At 76.0% G+C, this 12,903-nt stretch carries 10 protein-coding genes; 5 read left to right on the top strand and 5 right to left on the bottom strand.

Annotated elements, in window-relative coordinates; all coding sequences use genetic code 11:
- The first annotated feature begins 2 nt into the window (after window positions 1–2).
- Both ABD350_RS09325 and ABD350_RS09320 read left to right on the top strand, forming a co-directional pair.
- Window positions 3–662 carry a toxin-antitoxin system, toxin component family protein gene (locus tag ABD350_RS09325; RefSeq protein ID WP_344347363.1) on the top strand — a complete coding sequence of 220 codons (660 nt, stop codon included), beginning with the start codon at window positions 3–5 and terminating at the stop codon, window positions 660–662.
- A complete protein-coding gene (locus ABD350_RS09320; protein WP_344347361.1) occupies window positions 659–1,978 on the top strand; it encodes an MAB_1171c family putative transporter in 1,320 nt (439 codons plus the stop codon). The genes ABD350_RS09325 and ABD350_RS09320 overlap by 4 nt, the downstream gene beginning before the upstream one ends.
- A 9-nt stretch (window positions 1,979–1,987) precedes the next feature.
- Here the strand turns inward: ABD350_RS09320 and ABD350_RS09315 are convergent, their stop codons facing one another.
- Entirely contained in the window at window positions 1,988–2,833 is an 846-nt protein-coding gene (locus ABD350_RS09315; RefSeq protein WP_344347360.1) for an SMP-30/gluconolactonase/LRE family protein, read from the bottom strand.
- Window positions 2,830–3,603, bottom strand: coding sequence for an IclR family transcriptional regulator (locus ABD350_RS09310; protein WP_344347359.1), 774 nt, complete (start codon window positions 3,601–3,603; stop codon window positions 2,830–2,832). The genes ABD350_RS09315 and ABD350_RS09310 overlap by 4 nt, the downstream gene beginning before the upstream one ends.
- Window positions 3,604–3,755: 152 nt before the next feature.
- Here ABD350_RS09310 and ABD350_RS09305 point away from each other — a divergent pair, with 152 nt between their 5' ends.
- Window positions 3,756–4,313: a hypothetical protein gene (locus tag ABD350_RS09305; protein WP_344347358.1), complete on the top strand. Its 558-nt coding sequence runs from the start codon at window positions 3,756–3,758 to the stop codon at window positions 4,311–4,313.
- A gap of 107 nt (window positions 4,314–4,420) precedes the next feature.
- Here ABD350_RS09305 and ABD350_RS09300 read toward each other — a convergent pair whose 3' ends face one another.
- On the bottom strand, window positions 4,421–5,251 hold the full coding sequence (locus ABD350_RS09300; RefSeq protein ID WP_344347357.1) for an oxidoreductase: 831 nt from the start codon (window positions 5,249–5,251) through the stop codon (window positions 4,421–4,423).
- A gap of 103 nt (window positions 5,252–5,354) precedes the next feature.
- On the bottom strand, window positions 5,355–6,230 hold the full coding sequence (locus ABD350_RS09295; RefSeq protein ID WP_344347356.1) for an ATP-grasp domain-containing protein: 876 nt from the start codon (window positions 6,228–6,230) through the stop codon (window positions 5,355–5,357).
- A gap of 142 nt (window positions 6,231–6,372) precedes the next feature.
- Here ABD350_RS09295 and ABD350_RS09290 point away from each other — a divergent pair, with 142 nt between their 5' ends.
- Both ABD350_RS09290 and ABD350_RS09285 read left to right on the top strand, forming a co-directional pair.
- Window positions 6,373–7,818: an acyl-CoA synthetase gene (locus ABD350_RS09290; protein ID WP_344347355.1), complete on the top strand. Its 1,446-nt coding sequence runs from the start codon at window positions 6,373–6,375 to the stop codon at window positions 7,816–7,818.
- Entirely contained in the window at window positions 7,811–9,169 is a 1,359-nt protein-coding gene (locus ABD350_RS09285) for a carboxyl transferase domain-containing protein (RefSeq protein ID WP_344347354.1), read from the top strand. Before ABD350_RS09290 ends, ABD350_RS09285 begins: the two co-directional genes overlap by 8 nt.
- Here the strand turns inward: ABD350_RS09285 and ABD350_RS09280 are convergent.
- The gene (locus ABD350_RS09280; protein WP_344347353.1) at window positions 9,166–12,783 is read right to left on the bottom strand and encodes a S8 family serine peptidase; all 3,618 of its coding nucleotides are present in this window, start codon (window positions 12,781–12,783) and stop codon (window positions 9,166–9,168) included. The two genes, ABD350_RS09285 and ABD350_RS09280, sit on opposite strands and share 4 nt — an antisense overlap.
- Between the last annotated feature and the right edge of the window lie 120 nt (window positions 12,784–12,903).

The following is a 12,903-nucleotide window of genomic DNA, read 5'->3' as shown; positions in this document are numbered from 1 at the left end:
CGATGGGCATCGCGGGCGCGCGACAGCGGATGACCGGGCTCGCCTCCCGGCTGCTCGGCCCCCGCACCGGTCCGGCGATGCGCACCCTGGCCGGCGACCTCGCCGCCGCCGTCCGCTCCCGGCCCGAACCGCCGCGGGACGTACGTCAGTTGTGCCACGCTCTGTGCGAGGAGATGACGGCGCTGCGCGCCGGACGGCCGGTCGAGCTGCGGTTCGAACGATTCCCGGACGAGATCGAAGTGACCGGGCTCTGGGTCGAGTTCGCCGACTTCGACCTGATCATCGTGGAGGAGCGGGCGGAGGACGTGCAGCAACTGGTCATCCTGGGGCACGAACTGTGGCATCTGCACGCCGGCCACCGCCACCACCACCTGGCCGGGGCCGCCGCGGCCCGCGCCCTCGCCGACGCCCCCGGCTGGCGGGAGGCGGCCCTCACGGTGGCCGCCCGCAACGGCTCCCGGGAGACCGACGAGGCCGAGGCGGACGACTTCGGGCACCGCCTGGCCACCCTGTTCCGCGGCCATCTGTCCGGGACCCGGCCCGCCCCGCCGGACCCCGTCCAGCGCTCCCTCGGCTATCGCGGACGCGAACGGGCGGCCGGCCCGCGAGGGCGCGCCGCACCGGCGGACCGGCAATCCGGGGAGGGGGGAGCCGCGCGGTGAGACCGCCGGGCTTCCTCTGCGAGTTCTCCGTCTCCTTCTGGATCCCCGCGGCCGTACTCGTCACCGCGCTGGCGATCAAACTCCCGTCGATCATCCGGCTGTGGCGTGACCCGCTGCTGCGCGCGGTCGGCACGCTGCTGCTGCTCGCCTGCGCGGTGTTCGTCTTCAGCGCCCCCTCCAGCGTCGCCCTGGTCAACCGGCTGACCGGCGTGCCCAACATCTCGGCGCCCTGGTGCTACTCGCTGATCACCGCACTGTGCGCGAACGGCCTGCTGCTGCTCGTCACCTGGCGCAACGGCCCCGGCAGCCGCTCGGCCGGCACCCGCCGCGCGCGGCGCTGGGTGGTCTCGGTGTACTCCGGCGTGATCGTCGCCCTGTGGGCGCTGTTCCCGTTCGCCGACGCCCCCGTGGAGCGGCTGCGGGACCTGGACACCTACTACGCCACCACGCCGTTCATCCGCGAGGGCATCCTGCTCTACCTCGTCGCGCACGCCGTGGCCTGCCTGATCAGCTCCCGGCTGATCCGGGCCTGGGTGCGCGTGGCGGGCCAGGACCCCTGGCTGCGCCGGGGCCTGAGGCTGCTGGGCGCCGGGTACGCGCTGGACCTGGTGTACAGCGCGGCCAAGCTGACGGCCGTCGGGGCGCGCTGGGCCGGGCGGAACGCGGACTGGCTGAGCACCGACCTGGCGCCGGCGGTGGCCGCCGTCGCCGCGATTCTCGTGGCCACCGGGTTCGTCCTGCCACACGCCGGACAGTATCTGCGCGACCGGTGGCGGGTACGGCTCGCGCACTGCGAACTACGGCCGTTATACCGGTTGTTGCGCTCGGTCAGCGGGGCGGGACTGCCGTTCGTGCTGCGCGCCACGCCCGAACTTCGGCTCACCCGGCGCGAGACGTTCATCCGGGACGTGCTGCTGCCGCTGGCCCGGCGCATCGACACCGGGCTGGGCGGGCGCGCCTACGACGCGGCGCTCGGGCTCGGCCATCCGCCCGAGCGGGCGCGGGCGCTGGCGGCGGCGGTGTGTGTCCTGGACGCCGTCGAGACGGGGTCGCGTGCGCGGCCCGGGCCGGGGGGCGACCGGGCCGACGCGGCGGAGCTGCTGCGGGAGATCGGGGCCGTGTCGCGCGCGCTGCGGAGGCCGGCCGACATCGAGGCGGTGCGGGCCCGGGTCGCGGGGGCGTGCTGCGGCCGGCCGGGTGCGGGTGTCGTCCGGCGGAGAGACGGGGATGTGCTGTCGTCGGCCGGGTGCAGGTGCCTTGTGGCTGAGCGCGCGGTTCCCCGCGCCCCTTCGGGGCGCGGTGGCTCGCGGAGTTGAGAAGTGGACCTAGCCCTCGAACGGCGGCTGTGGCAAGCCTTTCCCCGCGTTCGGTACCACCAGCAGGGAGCCCGACAGGGGGTGCGGGGCGTCCAGGCCCGTGCGGGCCGTGGTGATGTAGAGGTCGGTCAGGGCGGGGCCGCCGAAGGCGCAGGCCGTGGTGCGGGGGGTGGGCAGGGAGATGACGCGGTCCAGCGTGCCGTCGGGCGTGTAGCGGCGGACCGCTCCGCCGTCCCACAGCGCCACCCATACGCAGCCGTCGGCGTCGACCGTGAGGCCGTCCGGGTAGCCCGCGCCCTCCTCGATCTCGGCCAGCGGGCGGCGGCCCCGGATGCCCTCGGCGTCGTAGTCGAAGACGTCCACGCGGCGCGTCGGGGTGTCGACGTAGTACATGAGGCGGCCGTCGGGGCTCCAGCCGGTGCCGTTGCTGACCGTGACGTCGTCCAGCACCGTCCGCGCGGTGCCGTCCCCGGTCAGCCGGGACAGCGTGCCGCCGCCGGTCGCCTCGTCGTAGCGCATCGTGCCCGCCCACAGGGAGCCGTCCGGGGCCACCGCGGCGTCGTTCGCGCGCCGGCCCGGGACCGGCTCGTGGTGCAGCCAGCGGAACGTGTCGTCGGGGTCCAGCAGGCCGACGCCGTCCCGCAGGTTCAGCACCAGGCCGCCGCCCGCGCGGGGCTTGGCGGCGCCGATGTGCTGGGGTGTCGTACGGACCGTGCGGCGGCCGGTCACCGGGTCGTAGGTGTGCAACCGCATGCCCAGGATGTCCAGCCACAGGAGCCTGCCGGTCGCCGGGTCCCAGGTCGGGCCCTCGCCGAGCGCCGCCTCCGCCGCCACCGCCACCTCGTACGCCGTCATGCCGCGCTCCTGTACCCCAGCCGCTCCGACAGTTCCGCCGCGCCCTTGACGGCCAGCTGCTCCAGCTCGGCCAGGCGCTCGTCGCTCCAGCGAATCATAGGGACGGAGATGGACAGCGCGGCGACAACCTGGCCGGTGCGGTCGCGGACCGGCGCGGCGACGCAGGAGACGTCGGGGTTGGACTCGCGGCTCTCCACCGCGATCCCGCGCTGCCGGATCTCCGTCAGGGCCGCGCGCAGCGCGGCCGGCTCGGTGATGCTGTTCGGCGTCATCGCGGCCAGCTCGGCGTCGTCGGGAATGCGCGCGGCCAGCTCCGGCCCGGGCAGCGAGGCCAGCAGCATCTTGCCGACCGAGGTGCAGTGGGCGGGCAGCCGGCGGCCGGCGGCGGAGACCATGCGGACGGCGTGGGTGGAGTCGACCTTGGCGATGTAGATGACGTCGGTGCCCTCCAGGATGGCCACGTGCACCGTCTCGTCGCAGGTCTCGGCGACCGCGCGGGCCACCTGCTGGCCCTCGGCGGCGAGGTCGAGCTGCTCGGCGTAGCGGCTGCCGAGCTGGTACGGGCGCACGCCGAGCCGGTACCGTCCCGGCTGGCCGGGCACCGGCACGATGTACGAGCGTGCGGCGAGCGTGGTGACCAGTTCGTGCACGGTGGTGCGCGGCAGCTGGAGCCTGCGCACGATGTCGGGGGCGGAGAGCGTCCCGTCCCCGTCGAGGAACAGCTCAAGAATGTCCAGAGCCCGGGTCACGGCAGGCACGAGGCGTCCCACGTCCGGCCCCCTCCCTTGGTGTAGGCGCCCGTTGGCGATATCCGCGCGGATATGTTCGAGATATCAACAGGCGATCGGCATGACGAACACAGGCTAGTCAGGGAAGGTTGCGCGGGCAATGGGCGGGGGTGGAGGCGGGCACGATGGACCCCATGGGACTCGACTTCCAGCTGGTGCTGCTGCGCCGCATGGCCGACCACAACCCAGACCTCGTCGACGAGGCGCGGCGGCGGCTCGGCGCCTCGGCGGCGGACATGCGGGAGGCCAACAAGCGGTGGCAGGCGATGGCCCGCTCACCGCGGGGCCGGGGCGCCGCCGCCCGGTACCGGGCCGTCCTCGGCGCCCCCGGGACCGTGGCGCCGCGCCGGATCGGCGACCTGGACTGCGAGGCCCGGCGGTGGACCCTGCCGCTCTGGCCCGACCTGCGGTTCGAGGTGCTGGTCGGGCCGGACGGCGGGGTGTGGCACGCGTGGCTGGTGCGGGCGCCGGACGCGCCGGGCCCGCGCCTCGACACCCTGGAGGACCTCACCCCCTGGTCGTGCACGGTGGACGAGGCCGCCCGCGCCTTCGCCCCCGCCCGCCCGCTCCAGGGCACGGCCCCCACCCGGTCGGGCCTGGCCCTCACCGCCCCGGACCGCGACGGCGTACGGCACGACCTGGTCGCCGAGTTCACCTGGGGGCTGCTCCAGCGGACGGCGGTCCTCGGCTAGCCGGCACGGAGTCCGGCCGTCGGGTTCACGCACGGCCGCCCTCGGCCGGGCGGCACCGGGGCCGGTCGCCGGGCCGCACCGCTCCGGCGGCCGGCCCCGCGCGGGGCCTAGGCGTCGAAGCCGGTCGCCCGGGTCTGCTTCTCCCACTCGGTGACCTCCGCGCGGACCTGGTCGAGGTGGCCCAGGACCGCGGTCACCCCGTCGTCGCCGAGCGGCAGGTGCAGCGGGGTCCGCTCGGCCTCCAGCGCGGCCAGGATGACGGCCGCCGCCTTCGCCGGGTCGCCGGGCTGGGTGCCGTCGCCGCCGGAGATGAACCCGCGGGTCTCGCTCACCTTGGCGTACACCCCGCTGTCGGGGCTGGCCCCGGCCCGCCCGGCGCCGAACAGGGAGGTCCGGAACGCGCCCGGCTCCACGATCAGCACCTTGATGCCGAACTCCGCCACCTCGTCGGCGAGCGCCTCGGAGATGCCCTCCAGCGCGAACTTGGTGCCGCTGTACGCCCCGAAGCCCGCGAAGGACATCTGCCCGCCCATGCTGCTCATCTGCACGATCGCGCCCGAGCGCCGCTCGCGCATGTGCGGCAGCACCGCCCGCACCAGGGCCGTCGGGCCGAAGACATGCAGCTCGAACAGGTCCCGCAGCTCCTGGTCCGTGGTCTCCTCGACCGCGCCGACGTGCGTGCGGCCCGCGTTGTTGACCAGCACGTCGATGCGGCCGTGCCGGGCCACGACGTCCGCGACCGCCGCCTCGATCGCGGCACCGTCCGTCACATCGAGGCGCAGCGCCTCCACCTTCCCCGGGTGGGCGGCCACCAGGTCCTCCAGCGCCTCCGGGCTGCGGGCCGCGCCGACCACCAGGTCCCCGGCGGCGACGGCGGCCTCGGTGATCGCCCGCCCGAATCCGCTGCTCGCCCCGGTCACCAGCCATACCTTGGACACGTCAACTCCCCCATCGTGTAGTGATCTTGACGGCGTCAGCCTGCGGTACGGGACCCCGCGGCGTCCAGCGACGACGGCGAACCGTCCGGCAGGCGGACCGGGTTCAGCCGTCCTGGGCCGCCCGGAGGATCGCCTCCGCCACACGGGGCACGGAATCGGGGTGCAGCCCCAGGAACAGGTTGGGTTCGACCAGTTCCAGCTCCATCAGGAGGGGTTCGCCGTCGTCGCCGTCGACCAGGTCCACGCGCGCGTACAGCAGCTCGGGCGTGCCGGGGACGGCGGCCAGCGCTCGCTCGGCGACGGCGAGTTCGGCGGCGGTCGGCCGCCAGCGCTCCAGGCGGGGATGGGCGACCTTGTCGGCGTCGTAGGGGGTGCCGGGGGAAAGCACGGCGCCCTTGCGGCTGGCGTGCAGCAGCCGCCCGCCGAAGAACTGCAGGGCCCGCTCCCCGCGCACGTCGATGCCCGGCATGTACGGCTGCACCATCGCGGTGAAGCCCTCGGCGTGCATCCGGGCGAGCTGGCGCAGCGCGGTGCCGTGCTCGGCGGGGGTGTAGCGGGCGGCGAACCGGGCGCCCGCGCCCGAGGTGGGCTTGACGACGAACTCGTGGCCGCCGGGCAGGCCGGCGGGTTCGCCGGGGGCTATGTAGCGGGTGGGGACGGTGGGCACGCCGGCCGCCGCCAGCTCGCCGAGGTAGCGCTTGTCGGTGTTCCAGCGCACGACGGGGACCGGGTTGGCCAGCCGGGTCAGCACCCCCGTGCGCTCCACCCAGGCGGCGAACTCGGCGGCCCGCCAGCTGTAGTCCCAGGTGGAGCGGATGACCACGAGGTCGTAGCCGGCCCAGTCGGCCGCCGGGTCGTCCCAGTGCCGGGCCTCCGCGTCGGCGCCGGCGTCCCGCAGCGCCCGCACCAGCACCGGCAGATCGGTGTCTTTGCTGCGCCCGGGTGCGGGATCGTAGGTGGCGAGGGCGATACGGGGCACGGCAGGACTCCCTTTCGTACGGGGGTTCGATGACGGTGCGGTGGCGAGGCTAACAAGGCCCGCCACGCGCGCTCCCGCTGGTGTAGGAAGGGTGCTGTCGTCCCCGGCAGCCGGCCGCCGCCGGCAGTAAGGAGTGCGCCGCGTGTCCCCTCTCTTCCCCGCCCTGGCGGACGGTCCCCCCGATATGGCCGCCCTGCGGTTCGGGCCCCGGACCCTGACGTACGGCGCTCTCGCGGGCGCCGCGGGTGCCCTCGCCGCCCGGCTGGAGGGCACGGGCCGGGTCGCGGTGTGGGCCACGCCGGAACTGGAGACCGCCGTCGCGGTGACCGGCGCGCTGCTCGCCGGGGTGGCCGCGGTGCCGCTCAACCCGAAGTCGGGCGGGAAGGAACTCGAACACATCCTCACCGACAGCGCGCCGACGCTGGTCCTGGCCGCGCCCGGCGCCGAACTGCCGTCCTCGGTCGGCGACTTGCCGCGGATCGACGTGGACGCCTTTGCCACCGGTGCGCTGCCCGAGGAGCGGGCGGCGGACGGCGACCCCGCGCTGATCGTGTACACCTCCGGCACCACCGGCCCGCCCAAGGGCGCGGTCCTGCCCCGCCGGGCCCTGGCCGCCACCCTGGACGCGCTGGCCGACGCCTGGCAGTGGACCGGGGGCGACGTGCTGGTGCACGCGCTGCCCCTGTTCCATGTGCACGGGCTGGTGCTGGGCGTCCTGGGCCCGCTGCGGCGCGGCGGCGCGGTGCGGCACCTGGGCCGGTTCACCCCCGAGGGCGTGGCCCGCGAGCTGAACGACGGCGCGACCATGCTGTTCGGGGTGCCGACGATGTACCACCGCCTCGCCGAGGCCCTGCCCGGCGACCCGGGGCTGGCCGGGGCGCTGGCCCGGGCCCGGCTGCTGGTCTCGGGCTCGGCCGCGCTGCCGGTGCACGACCACGAGCGGATCGCGGCGGCCACCGGCCGAAGGGTGATCGAGCGGTACGGCATGACCGAGACGCTGATGAACACCAGCGTGCGGGCCGACGGCGAGGCGCGGGCCGGCACGGTCGGGGTGCCGCTGCCGGGCGTGGAGCTGCGGCTGGTGGAGGAGGACGGCACGGAACTCACCGACTGGGACGGGGAGAGCGTCGGCGAGATCCAGGTGCGCGGCCCGAACCTGTTCACCGAGTATCTGAACCGGCCCGACGCCACCGCCGCCGCGTTCACCGCCGACGGCTTCTTCCGCACCGGGGACATGGCCGTGCGGGAGCCCGACGGCTACGTCCGCATCGTCGGGCGCAAGGCCACCGACCTGATCAAGAGCGGCGGTTACAAGATCGGGGCCGGGGAGATCGAGAACGCGCTGCTGGAGCATCCGGGGGTGCGGGAGGCGGCGGTCACCGGGGAGCCGGACGCCGACCTGGGCGAGCGGATCGTGGCCTGGATCGTCCCGGCGGACCCGAAGTCACCTCCCGGTGCGGAGGAGTTGGCGGACCACGTGGCCCGGCGGCTGGCCCCGCACAAGCGCCCCCGCGTCGTCCGCTACCTGGACGCGCTGCCCCGCAACGACATGGGCAAGATCATGAAGCGGGCCCTGGCCGATGCCTGAGCGGCGCTCGGCGCGGGAGGTGCTGGCCCTGCTGGCGGACCCCGGCACCTTCCGTGAACTCCCGGCGCCCGCCGGGGAGTCGGCGCCGGACGGCCCGCTGGGCTGGCAGGGCTACGACGCCTCGCGGGCCCGCGCCGCCGAGCGCACCGGCGAGACCGAGTCGGTGGTCTGCGGCACCGCGCGCGTCGCGGGCACCGGCGCCGTGCTGATCGCCTTCGAGTTCGGCTTCCTGGGCGGCTCGCTGGGCGAACGCACCGGGGACCGGCTGGTGGCGGCCTACGCCCACGCCCGCGCGCACCGGCTGCCGGTGGTCCCGCTGATCGCGACCGGCGGCAGCCGTATGCAGGAGGGCATGCTCGCGCTCACCCAGCTCCAGCGGGTGGCCCGGGCCTCCGCGCTGACCCGGCGGGCGGGGCTGCCGCAGATCGCGGTGGTCCGGGACCCGACGACCGGCGGCGGCTGGGCCACGCTCGGCGCGGGCGCGGATGTGGTGCTGGCCCTGCCCGGCGCCCAGGTGGGCTTCGCCGGCTCCCGGGTCCGCCCGGCGGACGCCGACCCGGCCGCGTACACCGCCGAGGCGCAGGTGGCGGCGGGTTCGGCGGACGCGGTGGTGGAGCCGGACCGGCTGAAGGAGGTGCTCGGCACCTGGCTGCGGCTGCTGACGGCCCCGGCCGCCGAGGCGCCGGTGCCGCCGGCCCTGGGCCGGGCCGCCCTGCCCGCCACCGGGTGGGACGCCGTCACGGGCGCCCGGGATCCGCGGCGCCCCCGGGCGGGCGCCTACCTGGACGGCTTCTTCGACCGCCGGGTGCTGATCGGCGGCGACCGGTGCGGTGGCACGGACCCCGACGGGATGCTGTGCGGGTTCGGCGAACGGCACGGCCGGAGCGTGGCGTTCGCGGCGCAGACCGGCACGGCGACCCGGCCCGCCGGGTACCGCACCGCCGCCCGGCTGATCCGGCTCGCGGACCGGCTCGGCGTCCCGGTGCTGACGCTGGTGGACACCCCGGGCGCCGCCAACGGCGCGGACGCGGAACGGCAGGGGGCCGGGGCCGCGATCGCCGAGGTGTTCCAGGCGGTGGCCGACGCCCGGGTGCCGCTGGCGACCCTGGTGATCGGCGAGGGCGGTTCCGGCGGGGCGCTGGCACTGGCCGCGCCGGGCAACACCTGGGCCACCCCGGACAGTTACTTCTCGGTGATCGCGCCCGAACTCGCGGCGGCCATCCTCAAGCGTCCCCCGGGACAGGTGGAGGCGACCGCCGGCCAGTTGCGCATCCGGCCGCAGGACCTGGTGGAGCTGGGGGTGGTCCGGGGCATCGTGGAACCCGCGGGCCACCCCCCGCTCGGGGGCTAGCCGACGGCCGCCGCCCGGATGATCTCCTGGGTGACCGAGCCGCCCCGGTCGTCGCGGGCGGAGGCGCGCAGGGAGAGGTGGGCGGTGCCGCGCGGCACGGTGAGCGTGCCGCGCCAGGAGGCGCCCCGGCCGGCGGTCAGCGGGACCGGCCGCCAGGTGGTGCCGTCGTCGTACGACACCTCCAGCCGGCCGCCGCCGAGCCTGCCGGTGCCGGCCGCGCCCGCCACGTACCCGGCGGACATCCCGACCGGCACACGCCGGCCCGCGGGCACCCGGCCGGCCAGGTCGGTGTCCAGGTCGAAGGCGAGGTTGACCAGCGGCAGGTACGTCCAGCGGTCCGCCGGGGTGGCCGCCGACCGGACGGTCCACTCGGTGTGGCCGCGGGTGGCGGCGGGCCACCGACCGGGGTCCAGGGCGGTGTCGGTGACGACCTTGTAGGTGTGCTCGTCGGCGGGTGCGCCGAAAACGTAGGCGGTGGAGCCGGTGTTCCGCTCCACGAGGGTGCCGTCCAGGTAGACGGCGGTGGTCTGGCTCAGTCCGCTGTCGTCGCTCCACACGTCGCCGAAGCCGGTGTGGTCGGGCCCGGAGTCGCCCCAGCCGGGCGTGTTGAACCGGAGCCGGTCCCCGGCGCGCTGCTGTCCCCAGCCGAGCCCGGTGCCCAGCCAGGGGTGCCACACCGGGCGGAACCAGTCCAGCTCCGGCCGGCTGCCGCCGGTGTACCGGACCAGCCCGCCGCGCTCCTCCAGCGCGCCGTCGCGGACGGTGACCGACTCGTGCCACAGCTGGCCGGGGCCGGTGGAGACGTAGTCGGTGCGCTCGGCGGGCAGCGCGACGCGCTCCTGGAAGCCGATGCCGACCGGGAAGGTGCCGGTGAGGGAGTAGCGGAACTCGCCGCCGTCAGTCGGTTCGGCCGCGTGGAACCTCACGTGCACGGCCGCGAGTCGAGGGGTGTACGTGAGGTCCCGGTCGGGGATCGCGCCCGGGTGCCCCTCGGACAGGTCGTAGACGTACGGCGAGTCGGCCGTGCCGGTCATGTCGGCCCGGCCCGCGGCGCGCAGCCGGGCGGCGTCGGCGCGGTTGACGGTGGCGATCGTCAGCGGCCGGTCGGTGTTGTCGTCCGTGCCCCACCAGGCCATCAGCCGGCCGGGCGCGTCGTCCGTGACGAACAGGGCCTCGGCGCCCGCGTCCTGGGCGGCTTCGGCGAGTGCGGCCGGGTCGGCGCCGGAGGCGAGGCGGGCAAGGACGGCCTTGCCGGACACGCCGGTCAGGGGGCCGTCGCCGACGTCGGCCAGCGGCAGCCGGGTGCGGCCCTCGGCGAGGGTGCCGCCGGGCTGGACGGTCGCCTCGCCGACGCCCTTCACCTCCAGCCGCGGCTTGGCCAGCCGCCACACGGTGCGGTACTCGAAGGTGCCCCGGGTGACCTTCCGGGTGGGCGCGGCGAAGACGCTGTCGTAGGCGAGGGGGACCTGGACGGCGCCGAACAGGTCGGCGCCGTCGGCCCGGCGGTCGTACTCCATCAGCAGCTGACGGGTCTCGGTGCGCCGGTCGACGGCGGCCTTGGCCTCGCGCAGTTCCCGGCCGTCCAGGGTGACCTCCTGGTCGTGGTCGAGGCGGATCTCGGGGGCCGTGAGGAAGCCGAGGCCGAGCGAGTCGGCGCCGTGGCCGCCGCGTACGTCGAGGAAGGTGGCGAGGGTGTAGGTGCCCGGCGCGAGGCGCAGCCGAAGGGTGCCGGAGGCGCCGACGTGCGCGGGCCGGGCCTCCTCGCCCCCGGCGAGCCGCTGCACGGTCAGGTCGGCGGGCGCGGGGGCGCCGTCGCGGTCCTTCACATGGACGGTGAGCGTGTACCGCTCCTCCTCCTTGACCAGGCCGAACACGGTGTGCGCGAGGGGCGTGCCGTCCTCGGCGGCGGCCACGACCTGTCCGCCGGTCCCGCCGACGGGCGCCCGGGTGGCGTCGCCGGTGACGGTGGTGGACACGGTGGAGCGGGCGGGCACGGTGAGGGTGTCCCGGGCGAGGGTGACGACGCCGTCCGGGGCGCCCTGGACGGACAGTCTCAGCCGCACATCGGTGCCGGAGGCGTTGCGGTAGGTGAGGGTGCGGGTGACGGGCCGGTTCGTGCCGTAGGGCCAGCGGTGGAAGCCCAGGTCGGCGCTGCCGGTGGCGGTGAGGTCCGCCCGCACGGCGTCCGGGACGCTCACCCGGCCCGCGCCCACGACGTAGGCGGAGCCGTCGAGTTGCCGTGAGGTGGACAGCAGCGCGTCCTTCAGTTCGGCGCCGCTCCAGTCGGGATGCTTCTGGGCGAGCAGCGCGGCCACCCCGGCGACCTGCGGGGTCGCCATCGACGTACCGCTCAGGGAGGTGTAGTCGCCGGTGCCGGGGGCGAGCCGGGAGCGGGCGGCGAGGATGTCGACGCCGGGCGCGGTCAGGTCCGGCTTCAGGGCGTTGTCGCCCGCGCGGGGTCCGGCGGAGGTGAAGGGGGCGGGCCGGTCGGCGGAGTCGACCGCGCCGACGGTGAGCGCGGCGTCGGCGGCGCCGGGCGAGCCGATGGAGGAGGGCGCGCCGGTGTTGCCGGCGGCGACCACGAACAGCGCCCCGGTCTCCTTCGAGAGGGTGTTCACCGCCTGGGCCATCGGGTCGGTGCCGTCGCTCGGCTCCTGCGAGCCCAGGCTCATGGAGACGATCCGGGCGCGCACGTCCCGGGCCGCCCACTCCATCCCGGCGATGATCTGGGACTCGCTGCCCGACCCCTGGTCGCCGAGCACCTTGCCGACGGCGAGGGCGGCGCCCGGCGCGACCCCCTGCTCGGCGCCGTCGGAGGCGGCGCCGCTGCCGCCGACGGTGGAGGTGACATGGGTGCCGTGCCCGTTGCGGTCGGCGACCTCCTCCCCCTCGACGAAGCTCCGGCCGGCGCTCACCCGGCCCGCCAGGTCGGGGTGGCCGAGGTCGGCGCCGGTGTCCAGGACGGCGACGGTGACGCCCTTTCCGGTCAGCCCCGCCTCCCAGGCCGCCGCCGTGCCGATCTGGGCGTTGCTGCGGGCCAGGTCGGCCGTCACCCGCCCGTCCAGCCACACCTTGCCGATGCCGCCGCCCCGGGTGAAGGCCCGCCAGAAGGTACGGCCCCTGTCCGCGGCCAGGGCGGCCCCGCGCAGACTGGGCAGCGCCCGGACCCGCCTGGCCCCGGCCGGGGTGGCGGCCCGCACGCCCTCGCCGTAGGTCACGATCAGCGGCAGCGCGTCCGTCCGGGCGTCGGTGAGCCCCTGCCGGATCAGCCCGCCGACGTCGAACAGCCGCCGGTCCAGGGTGCCGGCCCGCAGATACGGCAGCGCCTCGTCCGGTACGACGGTGAGGTGCCCGTCGCTGCGCTGTGTCCGGACGGCACCGCCGGCGCCCCGGGGCCGCTGGACGGTGACGGTCTGCCGGCCGTGTCCGAGGCCGGTGACGGTCACCCGGTCGCCGGTGACCAGGGTGACGGTCACGGGGGCGGCGGAGCCCGGGGCGGGCGCGGCGGCGGGGGCGGGCGCCGCCCGGGCGACCGCGGGGCCGGCCGGGAGCAGGGCGCTCACCAGCGCCGCCGCCAGCAGGGCCGTGCCGCGTCTGACTGGTCCTGTGCTCATCCACGCCTCGTCTCGTAGGGGTCGCGCGTGTCCTGTGCTGGGACGAGTGTGAGGTGACCGGTCCGGTACGGGAGTCGACCACCGCTGACGGAAAGCTGCCCTGGCGGGTTCTCGCCGGTG

Origin of the sequence: Streptomyces nogalater, from assembly GCF_039532885.1 — a bacterium.
GTDB lineage: Bacteria > Actinomycetota > Actinomycetes > Streptomycetales > Streptomycetaceae > Streptomyces > Streptomyces nogalater.
This window is presented reverse-complemented; position numbering and strand designations above follow the sequence as displayed.